The organism is Nocardia asiatica NBRC 100129 (genome assembly GCF_000308415.1).
Classification (GTDB): Bacteria; Actinomycetota; Actinomycetes; order Mycobacteriales; family Mycobacteriaceae; genus Nocardia; species Nocardia asiatica.
The window spans coordinates 1-15,900 of the sequence record NZ_BAFS01000284.1 but is presented as its reverse complement, the minus strand read 5'-3'; the positions used below and the strand labels follow the sequence as shown (position 1 = coordinate 15,900).

At 68.6% G+C, this 15,900-nt stretch carries 23 protein-coding genes, 1 tRNA gene and 1 pseudogene; 15 read left to right on the top strand and 10 right to left on the bottom strand.

The window, feature by feature from the left end; all coding sequences use genetic code 11:
• The first annotated feature begins 1 nt into the window (after position 1).
• A complete protein-coding gene (locus ON27_RS27780; RefSeq protein ID WP_043734131.1) occupies positions 2–667 on the top strand; it encodes a TetR/AcrR family transcriptional regulator in 666 nt (221 codons plus the stop codon).
• On the opposite strand, the gene ON27_RS27775 is transcribed toward ON27_RS27780, so the two are convergent.
• A complete protein-coding gene (locus tag ON27_RS27775; protein ID WP_043734105.1) occupies positions 651–1,442 on the bottom strand; it encodes an alpha/beta fold hydrolase in 792 nt (263 codons plus the stop codon). The genes ON27_RS27780 and ON27_RS27775 overlap by 17 nt on opposite strands.
• A gap of 119 nt (positions 1,443–1,561) precedes the next feature.
• On the opposite strand from ON27_RS27775, the gene ON27_RS27770 reads away from it, so the two are divergent.
• The 4 genes from ON27_RS27770 to ON27_RS27755 all read left to right on the top strand — a co-directional run bounded on the left by ON27_RS27770 (position 1,562) and on the right by ON27_RS27755 (position 3,272).
• A complete protein-coding gene (locus tag ON27_RS27770; protein ID WP_043734104.1) occupies positions 1,562–1,786 on the top strand; it encodes a hypothetical protein in 225 nt (74 codons plus the stop codon).
• Positions 1,773–2,069 (top strand): hypothetical protein, encoded by a 297-nt coding sequence (locus ON27_RS27765; protein WP_043734103.1) that lies wholly within the window; start codon positions 1,773–1,775, stop codon positions 2,067–2,069. Before ON27_RS27770 ends, ON27_RS27765 begins: the two co-directional genes overlap by 14 nt.
• A 142-nt stretch (positions 2,070–2,211) precedes the next feature.
• Positions 2,212–2,541, top strand: a complete 330-nt coding sequence (locus ON27_RS27760) for a hypothetical protein (protein WP_217440791.1) — start codon at positions 2,212–2,214, stop codon at positions 2,539–2,541.
• A 107-nt stretch (positions 2,542–2,648) separates the two neighbouring features.
• Positions 2,649–3,272 (top strand): hypothetical protein, encoded by a 624-nt coding sequence (locus tag ON27_RS27755; RefSeq protein ID WP_043734100.1) that lies wholly within the window; start codon positions 2,649–2,651, stop codon positions 3,270–3,272.
• Here ON27_RS27755 and ON27_RS27750 read toward each other — a convergent pair.
• Positions 3,256–3,558 carry a DUF1905 domain-containing protein gene (locus ON27_RS27750; RefSeq protein WP_043734098.1) on the bottom strand — a complete coding sequence of 101 codons (303 nt, stop codon included), beginning with the start codon at positions 3,556–3,558 and terminating at the stop codon, positions 3,256–3,258. The two genes, ON27_RS27755 and ON27_RS27750, sit on opposite strands and share 17 nt — an antisense overlap.
• A gap of 52 nt (positions 3,559–3,610) precedes the next feature.
• Positions 3,611–4,816, bottom strand: coding sequence for a DUF1444 domain-containing protein (locus ON27_RS27745; RefSeq protein WP_157227366.1), 1,206 nt, complete (start codon positions 4,814–4,816; stop codon positions 3,611–3,613).
• Positions 4,817–5,121: 305 nt separating this feature from the next.
• Between ON27_RS27745 and ON27_RS27740 the strand changes: the two genes are divergently transcribed.
• The 8 genes and pseudogenes from ON27_RS27740 (at position 5,122) to ON27_RS27705 (ending at position 11,598) form a co-directional block, all read left to right on the top strand.
• Complete coding sequence (locus ON27_RS27740) at positions 5,122–6,339, top strand: acyl-CoA dehydrogenase family protein (protein WP_043734130.1); 1,218 nt, start codon at positions 5,122–5,124, stop codon at positions 6,337–6,339.
• Positions 6,336–6,533: a hypothetical protein gene (locus ON27_RS45620; RefSeq protein ID WP_043734095.1), complete on the top strand. Its 198-nt coding sequence runs from the start codon at positions 6,336–6,338 to the stop codon at positions 6,531–6,533. Before ON27_RS27740 ends, ON27_RS45620 begins: the two co-directional genes overlap by 4 nt.
• A 47-nt stretch (positions 6,534–6,580) precedes the next feature.
• Positions 6,581–7,399 (top strand): annotated as a pseudogene (locus ON27_RS27730) (cadherin repeat domain-containing protein); the annotation flags it as partial.
• A 128-nt stretch (positions 7,400–7,527) separates the two neighbouring features.
• On the top strand, positions 7,528–8,643 hold the full coding sequence (gene sfnG / locus ON27_RS27725) for a dimethylsulfone monooxygenase SfnG (protein WP_043734094.1): 1,116 nt from the start codon (positions 7,528–7,530) through the stop codon (positions 8,641–8,643).
• Complete coding sequence (locus tag ON27_RS27720) at positions 8,643–9,860, top strand: SfnB family sulfur acquisition oxidoreductase (protein WP_043734093.1); 1,218 nt, start codon at positions 8,643–8,645, stop codon at positions 9,858–9,860. The genes sfnG and ON27_RS27720 overlap by 1 nt, the downstream gene beginning before the upstream one ends.
• 11 nt (positions 9,861–9,871) lie before the next feature.
• The gene (locus ON27_RS27715) at positions 9,872–10,387 is read left to right on the top strand and encodes an NADPH-dependent FMN reductase (RefSeq protein WP_043734091.1); all 516 of its coding nucleotides are present in this window, start codon (positions 9,872–9,874) and stop codon (positions 10,385–10,387) included.
• On the top strand, positions 10,380–10,895 hold the full coding sequence (locus ON27_RS27710; RefSeq protein ID WP_043734090.1) for a flavin reductase family protein: 516 nt from the start codon (positions 10,380–10,382) through the stop codon (positions 10,893–10,895). Before ON27_RS27715 ends, ON27_RS27710 begins: the two co-directional genes overlap by 8 nt.
• Positions 10,896–10,980: 85 nt before the next feature.
• A complete protein-coding gene (locus ON27_RS27705; protein ID WP_051047047.1) occupies positions 10,981–11,598 on the top strand; it encodes a uracil-DNA glycosylase family protein in 618 nt (205 codons plus the stop codon).
• Between the two features lie 146 nt (positions 11,599–11,744).
• Here ON27_RS27705 and ON27_RS27700 read toward each other — a convergent pair.
• The 5 genes from ON27_RS27700 to ON27_RS44935 all read right to left on the bottom strand — a co-directional run bounded on the left by ON27_RS27700 (position 11,745) and on the right by ON27_RS44935 (position 12,893).
• Positions 11,745–11,818 (bottom strand) — tRNA-Gly (locus ON27_RS27700).
• Positions 11,819–11,921: 103 nt separating this feature from the next.
• Positions 11,922–12,128 carry a DUF397 domain-containing protein gene (locus ON27_RS27695; protein WP_043734127.1) on the bottom strand — a complete coding sequence of 69 codons (207 nt, stop codon included), beginning with the start codon at positions 12,126–12,128 and terminating at the stop codon, positions 11,922–11,924.
• Between the two features lie 20 nt (positions 12,129–12,148).
• Positions 12,149–12,376 (bottom strand): DUF397 domain-containing protein, encoded by a 228-nt coding sequence (locus ON27_RS27690; protein WP_245560222.1) that lies wholly within the window; start codon positions 12,374–12,376, stop codon positions 12,149–12,151.
• Positions 12,373–12,582 (bottom strand): DUF397 domain-containing protein, encoded by a 210-nt coding sequence (locus ON27_RS41580; RefSeq protein WP_083887840.1) that lies wholly within the window; start codon positions 12,580–12,582, stop codon positions 12,373–12,375. Before ON27_RS41580 ends, ON27_RS27690 begins: the two co-directional genes overlap by 4 nt.
• Positions 12,579–12,893, bottom strand: coding sequence for a Scr1 family TA system antitoxin-like transcriptional regulator (locus tag ON27_RS44935; protein ID WP_245560220.1), 315 nt, complete (start codon positions 12,891–12,893; stop codon positions 12,579–12,581). The genes ON27_RS41580 and ON27_RS44935 overlap by 4 nt, the downstream gene beginning before the upstream one ends.
• On the opposite strand from ON27_RS44935, the gene ON27_RS40085 reads away from it, so the two are divergent.
• Together ON27_RS40085 and ON27_RS27680 are read left to right on the top strand one after the other, a co-directional pair.
• On the top strand, positions 12,882–13,199 hold the full coding sequence (locus tag ON27_RS40085) for a hypothetical protein (protein WP_157227365.1): 318 nt from the start codon (positions 12,882–12,884) through the stop codon (positions 13,197–13,199). The two genes, ON27_RS44935 and ON27_RS40085, sit on opposite strands and share 12 nt — an antisense overlap.
• Positions 13,200–13,523: 324 nt before the next feature.
• Complete coding sequence (locus ON27_RS27680) at positions 13,524–13,997, top strand: hypothetical protein (protein WP_157227364.1); 474 nt, start codon at positions 13,524–13,526, stop codon at positions 13,995–13,997.
• 22 nt (positions 13,998–14,019) lie between these two features.
• On the opposite strand, the gene ON27_RS27675 is transcribed toward ON27_RS27680, so the two are convergent.
• Both ON27_RS27675 and ON27_RS27670 read right to left on the bottom strand, forming a co-directional pair.
• On the bottom strand, positions 14,020–15,015 hold the full coding sequence (locus ON27_RS27675) for an aldo/keto reductase (RefSeq protein WP_218003044.1): 996 nt from the start codon (positions 15,013–15,015) through the stop codon (positions 14,020–14,022).
• A gap of 59 nt (positions 15,016–15,074) precedes the next feature.
• Positions 15,075–15,900: phosphatase PAP2 family protein (locus ON27_RS27670; protein ID WP_218003043.1), on the bottom strand; the 826-nt coding region annotated here is incomplete at its 5' end.

The following is a 15,900-nucleotide window of genomic DNA, read 5'->3' as shown; positions in this document are numbered from 1 at the left end:
CGTGTCGCGACCGGTCCGGCAGCCGCAGGCGCAGCGCAGGGAGCGCATGCGCGCGCGGCTGCTGGACGCGGCGGTGGAGAGCCTGGTCGAGGTCGGTTACGCGGGCACGACCACCCTCGAGGTGCAGAAGCGGGCAGGCGTGCCGCGCGGGACGTTGCAGCACTACTTCCCGACCAGGGCCGATCTGCTGGCCGGTGCCGTCGAGCATGTGGCGCAGCGCCGATTCGACCAGCTCACCAGCGAATTCGAGGCGATCCCCGACCAGGCGGACCGGCTGGAGACGGCCGTCGAGCTGACCATGCGGATGCTCAGCGGGCCGTCGTTCTGGGCGGCGCTGGAGATGTGGGTCGGCGCGCGCACCGACCCGGAACTGCGTGCGGCGTTCCTGCCGTTGGAGGTTCGCCTGTTCGAACTGATGCACAACAGCATTCGCGACAGCTTCCGCCGGGAATTCCCGGACGATCCGCGGGTTCCGACGATCACCGAGTTCACCATCGAGATCATGACCGGCCTCGCCTTGCGGGTGCTGCTCACCGGTGACGCGAGCCGCAACCAGCTCCTGCGGCACCGGTGGGGCAACGCCGTGCGCGTCCTGCTCGGCACCGCGGCCGCGAACACGCTGCTCGATCCGCCCGCATCCGGAACGCGGCCTACCGCGTGCGGTTGATCGTCTCCAAGAGGACTTGGGCGCAGCCCGCCGGATCGTCGAAGAACGGCGTGTGCCCGCTGCCGTGCAGCGTGACGTGCTCGGCGCGCGGCAGCGCGCTGCGCGCCTTGCGGCTCTGGGTCGCATAGGTCAGCAGGATGTCGCGGCTGCCCCAGGCGATCGTCACCGGAATGTCGGCCAGCGCGCGGATTTCCGGCAGGCGGACGTCGGTGAACGAGGCGAGCGCTTCCTCGAATCCGGCCGATTCCACCGCGCCGATGGCGGTCTCCAGCGCCACCTTCTGGTCCAGCGCCCACGGCTTGCCGAAGACCAGCGAGAGGAACGCGGTGCGGCCCGCGGCGGTGCCCAGGACGGACGGCAGGGCGGGGCGCAGGACCCGCGCGAGCGCTCGTGACTTGCCCAGCGACTGCTGGCACCAGACCCGCCCGGCGGTGTCCCAGAATCCGATCGGCGAGTAGGCGGTGACGGATCGAGCGAGCCCGCGGGCGCCGAGTTCGAGCGTGATCAGCCCGCCCATCGAATTGCCCGCCAGGTGCGGCTTGTCGATCCCTTGGGCGGCGAGGAATTCGGCGAGCGCGTCGGTGAGGTGGGGGACCGTGGTGTGCGCCAGCGGGTGGGTGGATCCGCCGAAGCCGGGCAGATCGACCGCGAACACCTCGTACGACGCCGCCAGGGTGTCGATGATCGGCTCCCACACCTGCCACCGGCTTCCGACCCCGTGGACCAGCACGAGCGGGTCACCCGCTCCGACGCGGTGATGGTGCAACGTCGTCATGCGCCAACCCTAACAGCAGTCACCTGTCCTCAGTTGGGATCACCGGGGTGTCGCGGCGGCCGGCGCCGAGTGCGCCCAGGGCTGGCGTCGCACCCGGTCGCGCCGGTACGATAATTGGTATGGCAACGCGTAAGGTCACCCTTTCGCTGGATGAAGCCGCCTGGTCCTACGCCGAGCAGGCGGCGGCTCGCGCGGGAATGTCGCCGTCGGCGTGGATATCCAAGGCCGCGCGGCGGGAAGCCGTGCGCACCGGCGTCGGTCCGGTGTCGGATGTGACCGCCGAAGCCGCCGCCGACGCCGCCGAGATGGCGGCCGCCGAGGAGGCGATGCGTGCGTCGGGGTGAACTGTGGATCTACAACCCGCATGGTTCGCCGCGTCGCCGAACGGTCGTGCTCATCAGCAGTGACGGCATCAACGAATCGCCCCGGCCTTGGCTGATCGCGGCCGAGGTCATCGAGGACGATCCACGGGACATCCTCGCGGTCCCGGTGCAGGATCACGGCTGGGTGCATGCCGGGAACATCGGGCGCATCTTCCGTGGGTGGCTGGCCGAGCGGGTGGACGTGGTGGACACCGAAACCCTGGAGCGGCTCGACACCGCCTTGCGCGCCGCGATGGACCTCTGAACCTCCTTCGCGTAACGCGTTGGATCGCAAGCTATCCCCTGTCGTGGTGCCGGAACGACTACCGCACGGCCGCGCACGGCATTATGGTGGCCACGCCACCGACGGTGGTCAGTCGAGGAAGAGGAGTCAGGTGCGGATCTGCATGATCGCCGCGGCGCTGATCGCGCTGCCGGTGCTCGCGGCATGCGGCAGCGACAAGGACACGGCGGCGCCCACGGTGACGCAGGCCGATCTCGCCAAGTCGCTGCAGGACAAGGGCCTCAAGAACAAGCAACTGGCCGACTGCGCCGCAAAGGTGTTCGTCGACCAGGGGATCTCGCAGGCCGGACTGCGGATCATGATCAGCGACGAGTACGACACCAAGGCGCCCAACCAGGAGACGCTGGGGATGAGCAAGGAAGACGCGGACAAGGCGCGCTCGGCCAGCGGTCGCATCGCCAGCGAGTGCATGTCGGCGGCTCAGACGCGCTGACGGCCGGGCGGGCGGGATAGCCGACGATTCGCGTAGCGGGGCGGCGACGCAGACCGTACGCTGTCGCTACGTCGACGCGGGAGTCGACCGGAAGCCGAGGTTCGACCGTGTCACAGCCGCCTTTCCCGTCGTCGCCGAACCCGGCGGGATCGCCGACACCGCAACAGATCACTCCTTCCGCCCGCTGGTTCGTGCTGGGCGGCGCGCTGATCGCCCTCGGAATCATCGGCGGAGTAGTGCTGGGAGCCTTCGGTTTCCTACAGACCTCGGGCCGGATCGATGACTTCCAGCGCGTCAAGGTACCCGGCTCCGGTGTGGTGAACCTGACCGAGTCCGGCGGGTACACCGTGTATTTCGAGTACCCAGAGGCGTCGTCGCGGGGTACTTCCGGCACGGTCAACCTGCGGGTGCTCGATCCAGGCGGCAATCACGTGGACTTGCAGAAGTACGACGCGAGCGTCACCTATTCCTTCGGCAAGCACGAGGGACGGGCCGGGTTCTCCTTCCAGGCCGCCGAGCCGGGCGCCTATCGCGTGACCACGGCCGGGAGTTCCGAGGTGACGGTCGCCATCGGGCAAGGCCTCGGTTCGTCGTTCGTCGGCACGCTGCTCGGCGCGCTCGCGCTGGGTTTCGGTGGCGTGGTGCTCGGTGTGCTCGTGATCGTGGTGGTGGCGGTGAAGCGGAGCGCGAGCAAGCGCGGCGGTTTCGCTCCACTCACAGCGCGACGGTGATTTCGACTCGCGCGGCCGATCCCGCCTCCAGTCCTTCCGCCACCCGTACCGCCTTCTTGACCGGCAGCACATACGTGGCCCGCGACTTGTCCGGAAACAGCGAAGTGGACCACCGGCTGCCGCCGACGACCACGTGCACCCGCACCGCCCCGAACCCGCCCGAACGATGCGCGTACCGCTCCTCGATCTCGTCGGCCACGTCCTCGGGCAGCGAGACGAAATGCCAGGCGGCGTCCCCTTTGTGTTCCCACACCTCCGCCGTGAACGAGTATCGCGAACCAGCCACGCCGCGACTGTAGCGCCGGGCACCGACAGCGGTTCGGCCTCGGCGCCCGTCCTCAGTTACGGTTCACCGGTTCGAGCGTCACAGCCGCCTCCGAAAGGCGGGACCATGCGGAGTGGTCGGGCCAGTCGACCGCGCGATATCGCGTCGGGCGAAGCCCGGAGATCGGCGTGATGCCGGTGATCTCGACCGCCGTCCGGAACGGAACCATGAGCGTCGTCTCCATGTCCGCACGGACGAAAACGAGGTAATCCGTCTCGGGCAGCGACGCGTGCACCCCTTCGCCCCACACCGTCAGCATCTGCGGCGGATCATCCTCCTCCTGTTGCCGCACCATGATGTCGGCGAAGAAGAGGGACGCGGACTCGTCGTCGTAGTCCCCGCCGAGCTCGTATTCCTGCTCCAGCCACTCACGCTGCGTTCCGTAATTCGTGCAGGCCAGCAGCACACGGGCTCGGTCGACGGCGAGTGGCAACGGTTCGGTGATCGCCCGATCCAGCGGGATCACCATCCCGTTGTCGTCGACTGTGTAGGCCTGTGGTGACAGGGGGCGGTCAGCTTCGCGGACCTCCTGCTCCATGGTCTGATACAGATGCTCGAGCAGTTCCGGCTCGCCTGGAGCGACGAGCAACGACGTCTGGTCCGGAATGAACGCCACCGGCCGGTGCCGGTAGCCACTGGTGCACGCCGCCAGCCAGCCCGGGACCAGCAGCCACGACGGGAGATAACTCGCGTCGTCGACCATGATGCGGACGATGGCATCCGCGTCGAACTCGGTGGTCATGACCGTTTCCGCGAGATTCCGCCGCGCGACGTCGAACACCTCCTCCGCGTCGACGCCCCATTCGAGCACCTGCTCTTGTGCCGGGAGTCGGATCCGGCCCGGCTCGTCGATCGCCACCAACTCATCGATGAACGGGAAAGCGGGCCGCCGCAACCGGGGAACGGAATCCTCCAGCAAGTACGTGCACGGCCGCAGCACGGGCCGCAACAGCGGACGGACCTCGTCCCAGCTCTGCAGGGTCGGAGCTGGAGCGAGCATCGCGGCGACGAACCGCTCCACCTCGGCGCGTCGTTCCTCGGCAGCGAGATCCCGCACCTGCTGGAAGATGTTGCTCAGATTGAGCACCATGTCGCCGTCGTATCGGATGACGAACTCGTCCGGGTCATAGGACACGCGGGTGGCGCCGGTCTTCATCATCTCCTGATAGACCTGCAACGCGAACTGTCGTTGCGCAGTCCGCTCCTCGGGTATCGACATCCACCTTGCCTTCGCGCCGCTTCCACTGACCCGCCCCGGAGGCGGATCGCCAGCCCCGTCGGGGCGGGAATTTTCACGCTAACGTCCCAGCGCGCCCATCCGGCCTTCCCCTTCCCACCTGTGAAAATCACATCGCGGGAGCGCGGCTCGACGAGGCGCCCTCGCCCTGCCGCGGAATCGCCGGTCTCGCGAACCTGCGCCCGGCCGCGTCGAGCGGTGGCTCGGCCCCGAGCGCGCGGTCCGGCATTTCGATCGCGCTGCGCGCAACCCGTGAGCCGCCGGCCGGGGTGCGCGATCGTGGGCTGATGACGACCACCGAGGCGAAATCCACCACCGACGCCGAATTGGACGCGATCTTCGGCCCGATCTTCGACCGGATCGCCCAAGGCGCCGTAGCGCGGGAAATCGATCGCACCTTGCCGTACGACGAGGTCGGCCTGTTGCGCGCGGCGAAATTCGGGGCGCTGCGGGTTCCGGTCGAGCACGGCGGATACGGCGTCACCGTCCGGCAGCTGTTCCGGCAGCTCATCGAACTGGCCGCGGCCGAATCGAACCTCCCGCAGGCGCTGCGGGTGCACTTCTCGTTCGTCGAGGATCAGTTGCTGGCGCAGCGGGGGCCGCAGCGGGAGCGTTGGCTGCGCGCGGTGGCCGAGGGCGCGCTGGTGGGCAACGCGATCACCGAACCGGGCGTCGGCGCGGTGGACCGCTACCGCACCACGCTGACCGAGGACGGCGGCCGGTGGCTGCTCAACGGCGTGAAGTACTACAGCACCGGGTCGCTGTACGCGGATCACATCCTCGCCGCCGCCGACCGCGACGGCGAGCGCGTCGGAGTGCTGGTGGACGCGAACGCCGAGGGCGTGCGTCAGCACGACGACTGGGACGGCTTCGGTCAGCGGCTGACGGCCAGCGGCACTACGGAATTCACCGACGTGGCGGTGACCGAGGATCGGATTCTCGGCCCCGGTTACGGTGCGCCCGGCCCGACCTACGCGACCTCCTACCTGCAACTGGTCCAGCTGGCCGTGCTGGCGGGCATCGCCAAACGCGCCGAGAGCGACGTCCGGGAATGGGTCGTGGCGCGCACTCGCGGCTACACCCACTCCGCGGCCGACCTGCCCCGGCACGACCCGCTGGTGCAGCAGGTGATCGGGCGGCTCTCGGCGGCCGCGTTCGCCGCCGAAGCCAGCGTGCTCGCCGTCGCCGACGTGCTGGACGAGGTGCTGGCCGACGGTGCGAAGGACGACAACGCCGTGGTGGCGGCCGAACTCGCCGCGGCTCGGGCTCAGCTCGCCGTCATCGACCTGGTGCTGCCCGCCACGTCACTGCTGTTCGAAGTGGGCGGCGCTTCGGTGGTCTCGGAACGATTGCGGTTGGACCGGCACTGGCGCAACGCCCGCACCATCTCGGTGCACAACCCGGCGATCCAGAAGGCGCGGGCCATCGGCGATCATCTGCTCAACGGCGCCGACCTGCCGTTCGCCTGGAGCGCGGGCGAACGCGCCGGAGGAGCGGCGCGGTGACCCGCCGCATCCGGTTCAACGCCTTCGACATGAACTGTGTCGCCCATCAGTCCCCCGGGCTGTGGCGGCACCCCGACGACCAGTCGCACCGCTACAAGGAACTGGGCTACTGGACCGAACTGGCGAAGCTGCTGGAACGCGGCTGTCGACGCTCGATCACCGCACCAACGGCGGACTCGGCTGGAACGTGGTGACCGGATACCTGCCGTCGGCCGCGCGCAATTTCGGCGCGGCCGACCAGCTCGACCACGACGAGCGCGTCTTCGCCCATCGCAGCGTCGCGGGCGGTGCGCACAGCGGCTTCTCCATCCTCGCCGACCAGGGCGAAGGATGGTGGGGTCCGTACCTGCACAAGGACGCGGGGCCGAGCTGGGCGTTCCTCGGATGGGCGCGTCCGGGCAGCGACTGGGAGAAGCGTTTCGCCGCTGCGGACTCCGCCGAGTCGGCGCACCGGATCGTGCAGGACCTCTACCGCGACTACATCGACTGGGACCTGCCGGAGGTGCTGGCCACGAAGACCATCCCCGAGGACCCGCATTCGTGGCTTAAGGGCGCGGTGCGGCCGGTCGTGCGGTCCGGCGTCGGGCGCACCGCGGGCGGACACCTGGTCGCCGCGCTCGGCGACACCGCCATCGCCTACGACCCGATCGCCGGGCAGGGTGCGCAGAGCGGCCTGATCCAGGCGCAGCGGCTGGTCGCGGCGGCCGCCGTGCACGAAGGACCGTTCGACGAGACGTGGATCGCGCAGCAGTACGCGGCGTTCCTGGCCGCGCGTGGCGACGCGGCCAACAAGGTGACCAGGCTGTTCCTCAGCGATCCCGAGCTGGGCGAGATCGGCAACGCCTTCTTCGCCGCGGCGGCGGTCGACCCGGCGTTCGCCTCGGCGCTGGTGGGCCTGCTGCATCGTCCGCAGCCGTTCCTGCCGGTCGACTCGCCGGAAGCGGCGAACGAATTCATCACGCGGGTCACCGGCGAGGACGCCGCGGCGCTGCTGGGCCGGTTCGCGCCCGCGGGCACGTTCAGCAGGTCGAACTACTCGGCCGCGCTCGCCGACGCCTGATCCGAATCGCGCAGATTCAAAACCTCGTCCCGACCCGGGGCCGGTGCTGGAGTGGAAGGAGCGCCGGACGCACGCGTGGCGTCCGGCCTCCGATCCGACGGCTACCCCCGAAAAACCATGGAGCAGCTATGACCACGGAGCAGATCGCCGAGCAGATCCGGTTCGCCTACTGGGTGCCCAACGTCAGCGGGGGACTGGTCACCAGTGCCATCGAACAGCGCACCGGCTGGGATTTCGAGTACAACAAGAAGCTCGCGCGGACCGCGGAGAACAACGGCTTCGACTACGCGCTGTCCCAGGTGCGCTACACCGCCTCCTACGGCGCCGAATACCAGCACGAATCGACCTCGTTCAGCCTCGCGCTGCTCGGCGCGACCGAACGGCTGAAGGTCATCGCGGCCGTGCATCCCGGGCTGTGGCACCCGGCGGTGCTGGCCAAGTTCGGCGCCACCGCCGATCACCTGTCCAATGGCCGGTTCGCCATCAATGTCGTCTCCGGCTGGTTCGCGGGCGAATTCACCGCGCTCGGGGAGCCCTGGCTCGAGCACGACGAACGCTACCGGCGCAGCGCGGAATTCCTCGAGGTGATCCGCAAGATCTGGACCGAGGACAACGTGAACTACGGCGGCGACTTCTACCGCATCCGGGACTTCACCCTGAAGCCGAAGCCGCTGAACACGCCACAGCGCCCGAATCCCGAACTCTTCCAGGGCGGCAACTCCACCGCCGCCCGGCGCAACGGCGGGCGCTACGCCGACTGGTACTTCTCCAACGGCAAGGATTTCGACGGCGTCACCGAGCAGCTCGACGACCTGCGCGCCGTCGCTCGCGCGCACGACCGCGAAGTGAAGTTCGGGCTCAACGGCTTCATCATCGCCCGCGACACCGAGGCCGAAGCGCGCGACACCTTGCGCGAGATCATCGCCAAAGCGAACAAGCCCGCGGTCGAGGGCTTCCGGGACGCGGTGCGGCAGGCCGGCTCGTCCACCAAGGACGGCAAGGGCATGTGGGCCGACTCCACGTTCGAAGACTTGGTGCAGTACAACGACGGTTTCCGCACCCAGTTGATCGGCACGCCGGAGCAGGTGGCCGAGCGGATCGTCGCGTACAAGCAGCTCGGCGTCGACCTGATCCTCGGCGGCTTCCTGCACTTCCAGGAGGAGATCGAGTACTTCGGCGCGAAAGTGCTCCCGCTGGTGCGCGAGCTGGAAGCCGCGCAGCGGCCGGTCGCGGCGGTGAACTGATGACCGCGGTCGCCGCCGATCGCATCCTGTCGGCCGGGCAGGCGTTCGCGGTCGCGCAGCGGCTCGCGGCGGAATTCGCGCCGGGGGCCGCCGACCGCGACCGGGATCGCGCGCTGCCGTACGCGGAGGTCGATCGGCTGGCGGCCAGCGGTCTGCTCGCGATCACCGTGCCCGCGGCCTACGGTGGCGCGGACCTGCCACCGAGCGCGGTCGCGGAAGTGACGCGAATCCTCGCCACGGCCGATCCCAACATCGCGCAGATTCCGCACAGTCACTTCGTGTACGTGAACCTGCTCCGGCTCGCGGGCACGGCGCGGCAGAACCGGCGGTATTTCGAGCGGGTGCTCGACGGCGGGCGCATCGCCAACGCACAATCCGAGCGCGGCGGAGCCACCATCGCCGACATATCCACCACGCTGCGACCGGTCGGTGACCGGTTCCGTGTCGACGGCGTGAAGTACTACTGCACCGGTTCGCTGTTCGCCGACCTGTTCGCGGTGCTGACCCGGCTGGACGATCCGGAGGGGCACAGCGGCCTGGAACCGGGCGAGTACATCGCCTACCTGCCCGCGAACACGCCCGGCGTGCGCGTGGTGGACGACTGGAACGGGCTCGGGCAGCGCACCACCGGCAGCGGAACGGTGTCCTTCGAAGAGGTGCTGGTCGACCGCGACCAGGTGATTCCCCGCTCCGGCGTGGTGCGCGCGCCCACCGGCTACGGTGCGTTCGCCCAGCTGCTGCACGCCGCCATCGACACCGGCATCGCCCGGGGCGCGCTCGGTGCGGCCACGGAGTTCGTGCGCACGAGAAGCCGTCCGTGGTTCGAGGCCGGGGTGGCGAACGCGGTGGACGACCCGTTGCTGATCCAGCGTTTCGGCGAGTTGTCGGTCGCGGTAACCGCCGCGGAGGCCACCCTCTCCTCGGCCGGATGGGCGGTGGACGAGGCCACCAGGACGGAGCCGAGCGCCGAGAGCGTCGCGCAGGCTTCGCTGGCCGTGGCGACCGCCAAAGTGCTCGCCGACCGCGCCGCCAACGACGTGTCCGCCGCACTGTTCGAGGTCGCCGGAACGCACAGCGTGGCGGCGGAGCTGAACCTGCACCACTTCTGGCGCAACGCGCGCACGCACACCCTGCACGATCCGGTGCGCTGGAAATACCAGCACATCGGCCGGGCACTGCTGCACGCCGCCGCGCCGCCGCTGCACGGTGTGATCTGAAAGGAGACGAAATGACGGTCACTGTCGTCGTCGGAAATCCGAAACCGGCCTCGCGCACCCTGGCCGCGGCCACGCTGGTCGCGAAGGGACTGCGGCCGGAGGCGGAGCCCACCGTGATCGACTTGGTCGAGTTCGGTCCGGGGCTGCTCAGCTGGGGTGACCCGGCCGTGGCGGAGGCGGTGCGGACCGTAGCGGCCTCGGAGCTCGCCGTCTTCGCCAGTCCCACCTTCAAGGCGACCTACACCGGGCTGCTGAAGCTGTTCCTCGAGCAGTTCGAGGGCGGGACCGGCCTGGAAGGCGTGCTCGCGGTCCCCGTGATGCTCGGCGCCGGACCGGCCCACGCGCTGGCGCCCGACCTGCTGCTCAAGCCCGTGCTCGTCGAGATCGGAGCCACCGCGGCGTTGCCCGGGCTCTACCTGTCCGATCGCACATTCGCCGAAGACGGCGCCATCGACCGGTACAGTGGTCGGTGGCGTTCGGTCGCCCAGGCACTGGCCCACAGCTCGAAGGCTGCGAATCATGCATGACCTGTTCGAATTCCCCGCCGACGGAGCCGGTCTGCGCCGCGCGTTCGCGAATTTCCCCAGCGGTGTCGTCGCGGTGTGCGCCGAAATCGACGGAACCCCGCACGGTCTGGCGGTGAGCACCTTCGTTCCCGTCTCGCTCGACCCGCCCTTGGTCTCGTTCTGCGTGCAGAACTCCTCGGCCACCTGGCCCAAGCTCGCCGCCGCGAGCCACCTGGGCCTGAGCCTGCTCGGCACCGACCAGCAAGCCGCCGCCCGCTCGCTCGGCACCCGCGACGGCGACCGCTTCCGCGATATCCAGCTGCACCGCGGCTCGGGGCACGCCGTGTTCATCGAGGGCGCCACCGCCTGGATCGAGGGCGTCCAGGAGGCCCACGTCCCAGCGGGCGACCACGCCGTGGTCATCCTGCGCATCCACCGCATCGCCACCCGCACCGACGTCGACCCACTTGTCTTCCACGGCAGCCGTTTCCGCCGACTGCACGCCGAAACCGCCAACGGCGCAGCCTGAATCGCGGGCGAGATCCGCCCCGCGACCGCATCGACACCGCGTAGGGTGACCCTCGTAGCGCTGTCGGCGGTCCTCGAGGTGGCCCATGCGAATTCCCGCTCATCCGCGAGCCCTGCGCGAGCGGCGGATTCGGCGTGAACGGGCCGCGGCCGCGATCGAAATGCCCCATGTTCGCGCGCTCAATCAACTCATCGATCGGATCGAAGCGGATACCGGTTTCGAGAATCTGCCCTACATAGATCCGCTGTTCGGCGGTGTCGCGGCCGAACTGTTGTTCGTGCTGAAAGCCCCCGAGGGCGACGCCAGTCCCGACCTGCGCGACAGACGTTTTCTCAGCTGGGACAACGATGACGCCGGTGCGGAGAACTTCTTCCGCACATGTGCCGCCGCCGGTCTCGACCGGGCGCGGTGTACCGCTTGGAACGCCTGCCCGTTCCCGATTACGGGCGGCGCGCCGACGCGTTCGGAACTCGGCAGGGCCGAGCCCTACACGCGCCGAATGCTCGGAATGCTTCCCCAGCTGCGCGTAGTCGTCCTGCTCGGCAGTCCGGCACAGCACGCCTGGCGGAAAATGTCGTTGACCGGGGCGGACATTCAGGTGGTGCACGGAGCCTCGCCTTCTCCGCCCGGCATCAACCAGCCGCGCAACCGCAGCAGTTTCGAAGCGGCGATCCGCACGGCCACCCGGTTGCTCGACGAATAGTTCGGCTGCACGGCCTCCGCTCCGGTCTCCGTGCCCAGCTGCACCAGTGGTTCCCAGATCCGCTCCGCAGCCTCGATGACGAGCGCAGTTGGATGGGCCGAAAGCGGAAAGCCCTGGGTCGGCGAGTGCCGGCCCAGGGCCTTCGATGGAGCCGATGACGGGAATCGAACCCGCGCTGTCTGCTTGGGAAGCAGAAGTTCTACCATTGAACTACATCGGCAGGGCGCAGATGCGCCAACCGAGACTGTAGCAGAAGCCGCGCGCGGGGTGGGAAAAGTCCAGCTAGATGCCGGTGAACTGGGTCGATGGGCCTGCCGAGCGCGCTAAGGTCGGTCGAACTTCCCGTTCGCGATACCAGCCGTGAAGGCGTCCCACTCGCTCGGTGTGAACACCAGCGCCGAACCAGCCGGGTCTTTGGAGTCGCGGACACCGATCCCGCCGCCTCGGAGGAATGCGATCTCGACGCAATCGCCGTGGCCTCCGCTGTAGCTGCTTTTGAACCAGGTCGCGTCCGTTGCGTCAGGAATCACCGTCGCACTCTCGTTGGTCACTATGACCGATCGAACTCTCCGTGTACGACGCCAGCGGTGAAGGCGTCCCACTCGCTGGGGGTGAACACCAGCGCCGGGCCGGAGGGTTTCTTGGAGTCACGCATTCCGACGTGGCCCCCTTCGAGGAACGCGACCTCCACGCAATCCTTGGAGGGTCCGCTGCGCCGACTCTTGAACCAGGTCGCGTCCGCCAGTCCACCGATCACCGTCATACTCTTGCTGGTCATGAGGGTTTGTCGAACTTCCCGTGTACGACGGCAGCGGTGAAGGCGTCCCACTCGCTGGGGGTGAACACCAGCGCCGGGCTAGAGGGGGCCTTGCTGTCTCGAACGCCCACATGACCGCCGTCGAGGAACGCGATCTCTACACAATCCTGCCCTCCGCCGCTGTGGCTGCTCTTGAACCAGTGAGCTCGGGATAGGTCGACCTTCACCGTGCATACTCCTTCGCGACCTGACGCGGCAGGTTCTTGCTCTTCGACTCGTCCAACGCTACCTGCCGGAGCATGCGGTGCGCTGCTCTATAGCGGCGCACGATAACGGCGCGTTCGTAGTACATCGCCCCGGTATACGCCTCGACGTACACCAACGTGGGCTCGATCGGTTTGCCACGACTGTCTTGGCCGAAGTCCATCACAGTGAACGGTCCTGCTGAAACCCCTAACGGGAAGCCGACAGCCAAGGGCAGCAAGCGGACTGAGACGTTCGGGGGCAGCGACGCAAGGTGGAGGAGTTGCGCGGACATCGTCTTCGCGCCGCCGACAACACGACGAAGTACGCCCGGTCGCGGCTGCGCAGGGTCGATGCCGTCGATGGTTGGGCGCTGAGCGGCCCCGCCGTGGACCACTGGTTGGCCAAGCCATTCGACGGCGGATATGCCGTCATCCGGGTGATCCGAGCCGATGGCACGTTGCGGGTCACTCTGGGCGATGGCGCAGGTCAGCTGATCCGTTCGTATTCGGAGACAACCGACGACATAGGGCGCGCGAAAGAGATCGCGGAGGCTGGGATCGCGCGTTTCCTGAGGGAGAGAGCCGAGACGGCACTGTAGAGCCGGTCCGCGTCTGCGAGGTAGTGCCGTGTACCCGGATCTCCGTCCGGTGTTCGGCTACCTGCGCGTCTACCCCTTCGGAGACCTCGCGCGACGTAATTTGGGCTCATGAATGACGAGCACGCTGCGCCGAAGAGGCTTGAAGGGTCCGGGGGTCCGGCCGGACCTTCGGCGCCGGCGTCCTCGTTCGACTTGGCGGAACTACAGCGCAGTCTGCGGGTCGCGACACGGAGTGGGCGATACGCGCTGGTCACCGCAGTGGCTGCGGCGGTGATCTCGGCGGGGGTGTCAGCGTGGGCATCCACCCATGTGAGCAGCACGGAGATGAACCGACAGGAGCGCTTCGCGGCTGCGCAGGCCGTGCGGAAGGATCGCCGCGAAGCGTATGTCGCTTATGTCTCGTCTGTTATGGACTTCGCCGCCCAACTGGGTCGGATTCGCGCCGCGTTGGAGGCGCGCCCGCCCAATTACGCCACCATCGCCTCGGAGCTGAGCGATCTTCATGAACCACTGCGAGCGCATATGCGGGCCGAAGCCGCCGTGCGGATCGTCGGCAGCGAGATGGGCCCCACCCTCGCCCGCCGGGACCGCGAACTGAGCGCACTGATGTTCGAGCCCGCCGACTCCTCCTTGATGGTGGTCAAGAAGCATCTCGATGAACGGTCGGGCGAACTCACCGACGACGACGAATGGCGCCGGGTCGCGGCTGTGGGCCTCGCGGCGATCGAGAAGTACTCGAAGGAGACCAGCATCAACGAGATCGCTGAGCAGGCGCGCGCGGACCTGGGTTCCGGATGAATCGGATCAGGGTGCCCGTCGGTCAGTCGCGGAATCCCGCTCGGGCGTGGTGGGCGTCGACGCGCCGCACGGTGTCGCCGTAGACATGCGGAGACCGGTCGCATTCGGAAATGAAGTCGCCGGGGAATCCGAGTTCGAACGGGACTGCCGCCTCGAGGACGGCGGCGACCTCGTCGGATAACGTCAGCTCGACGGCACCGAGATTCTGCGTCAGCTGGTCCGCGGTGCTGACGCCGATCAGAGGTAGGACGGCGGGTGACCGTCGCCGGGTCCAGGCGATCGCCACATGGGCCGGGGGCACGCCGAGTTCCGCCGCGACGGTCTCGACCGCCGCGGCTGCGGCGCGTTCGCGATCGGTGAATCGGGCGGGGTCGGCGCGTCGTCCTGTCGCGCCGGAGAGGACCCCGCGAGCCAGCGGAGCCCAGGTGGTCACGCTCATCCCGAACGCTTCGGCCATCGGTAGCAGTTCCCGTTCGACATCGCGTTGCAGCAGGTTGTAGGGCACTTGCAGACCGGCGAAGGCTGTCCGGTCGCGGCAATGGGCGAGCGTATTCGCCTGCGCCACAACCCATGCGGGGGCATCGGAGATGCCGATGTAGAGCACCTTGCCCGTGCGCACGACCTCGTCGAGCGCGCGAATCGTCTCCTCGATCGGAGTGTGCCGGTCCCATACGTGCACCCAGTAGACGTCGATGTAGTCGGTGCGCAGTCGTCGCAAACTCTGTTCGAGTGATGTGACCAGGTTCTTGCGGTGGTTGCCGGAGGCGTTGGGGTCGCTCGCGTCGCGGGTCAGCGTGTACTTGGTGCCGATGACGAAGCGATCGCGGCGGTCGAGCACTGTGCCGAGCATTTCCTCGCTCGCACCGTAGGCCGAGGCGGTGTCCACGAAGTTGCCTCCGGCATCGGCGAACACGTGCAGAATCCGCCGGTACTCGTCGGCATCGCCGATCGCCATGGTGCCGAGGACGAGTTCGGACACGCGCAGGCCGGTCCGGCCGAACAGTCGGTATCGCATCATGCGAGCAGTCTGCATCGCTTCCGGGGCGGTAGGCAGGCCGTGGCGAGGCTGGTATCGGCCTATGCCCGCCGGTGCTCGGAAGGCGTTCCGACCTCATCGGGCGCGTCCGGCTTCGTGGCCGGTCCGCTTCCGTCGGTGGAATTCCGCTGACCGTCCACCGGCTCGCCGGCGGGCACGAGATAGCGGTAGACCGTCAGGCAGAGGATGAGCCACAGCGCCCCGAAGCACCAGGCGCCGAGAATGTCGGTGGTCCAGTGGACGCCGAGGTAGATGCGCGACAGGCCGACCGCGGCGACGAACACCACGGCGGCGATCGCCGCGCAGGCGCGCATCAGGGGGCCGTGCAGGCCGGGGAGCGCGACCACCAGGACGATGCCGACCACGACGAACGAGCCCATGCCGTGCCCGGACGGATAAGCCTGGTTGGACACGCTGATCAGGTGGTCCTCGACGGGCGGCCGGTCGCGGTCGGTCAGCCGCTTGCCGCCCCGGACCAGCAATCCGCCGCCCAGCCCGGCGACCGCGACGAGCGCCGCCGAGGTCCAGCGCCGCCGCCAGGACAACATGAGGCAGGTCACGGTGGCCAGGGCCGTCATGGCGAGCGTGCCGCCCAGCACGCTGACCACCACGGCGACCGGGGTCAGCGCATCGTTGCGCTGCGCGATGGCCCAATCGGCGATGCCGCGATCGATCCTGCCGGGGCCGCCGCCGACCACGCCTGCCGTGAGAACTGCGGCGCACACCACCAGCAACGCGGTGAGCACCCCGACGATGTTCCGGATGCGTAGGGAGGTCACCACTCCACATTCCCATGCCGGAGGCCGCGACGTGAGGCGCGTCGCTTCCCACTCCCGCGAGGGGGACCCCAGCCCCGGACCGGCGCCA

Bases quoted from the DNA above. Each gene is read 5' to 3' on its own strand.
- ON27_RS27775 (WP_043734105.1), bottom strand. From the start codon at position 1,442: ATGACGACGTTGCACCATCACCGCGTCGGAGCGGGTGACCCGCTCGTG.
- ON27_RS27770 (WP_043734104.1), top strand. From the start codon at position 1,562: ATGGCAACGCGTAAGGTCACCCTTTCGCTGGATGAAGCCGCCTGGTCC.
- ON27_RS27760 (WP_217440791.1), top strand. From the start codon at position 2,212: ATGATCGCCGCGGCGCTGATCGCGCTGCCGGTGCTCGCGGCATGCGGC.
- ON27_RS27745 (WP_157227366.1), bottom strand. From the start codon at position 4,816: ATGTCGATACCCGAGGAGCGGACTGCGCAACGACAGTTCGCGTTGCAG.
- ON27_RS27740 (WP_043734130.1), top strand. From the start codon at position 5,122: ATGACGACCACCGAGGCGAAATCCACCACCGACGCCGAATTGGACGCG.
- sfnG (WP_043734094.1), top strand. From the start codon at position 7,528: ATGACCACGGAGCAGATCGCCGAGCAGATCCGGTTCGCCTACTGGGTG.
- ON27_RS27720 (WP_043734093.1), top strand. From the start codon at position 8,643: ATGACCGCGGTCGCCGCCGATCGCATCCTGTCGGCCGGGCAGGCGTTC.
- ON27_RS27715 (WP_043734091.1), top strand. From the start codon at position 9,872: ATGACGGTCACTGTCGTCGTCGGAAATCCGAAACCGGCCTCGCGCACC.
- ON27_RS27710 (WP_043734090.1), top strand. From the start codon at position 10,380: ATGCATGACCTGTTCGAATTCCCCGCCGACGGAGCCGGTCTGCGCCGC.
- ON27_RS27705 (WP_051047047.1), top strand. From the start codon at position 10,981: ATGCGAATTCCCGCTCATCCGCGAGCCCTGCGCGAGCGGCGGATTCGG.
- ON27_RS27690 (WP_245560222.1), bottom strand. From the start codon at position 12,376: ATGACCAGCAAGAGTATGACGGTGATCGGTGGACTGGCGGACGCGACC.
- ON27_RS44935 (WP_245560220.1), bottom strand. From the start codon at position 12,893: ATGTCCGCGCAACTCCTCCACCTTGCGTCGCTGCCCCCGAACGTCTCA.
- ON27_RS27680 (WP_157227364.1), top strand. From the start codon at position 13,524: ATGAACCGACAGGAGCGCTTCGCGGCTGCGCAGGCCGTGCGGAAGGAT.
- ON27_RS27675 (WP_218003044.1), bottom strand. From the start codon at position 15,015: ATGATGCGATACCGACTGTTCGGCCGGACCGGCCTGCGCGTGTCCGAA.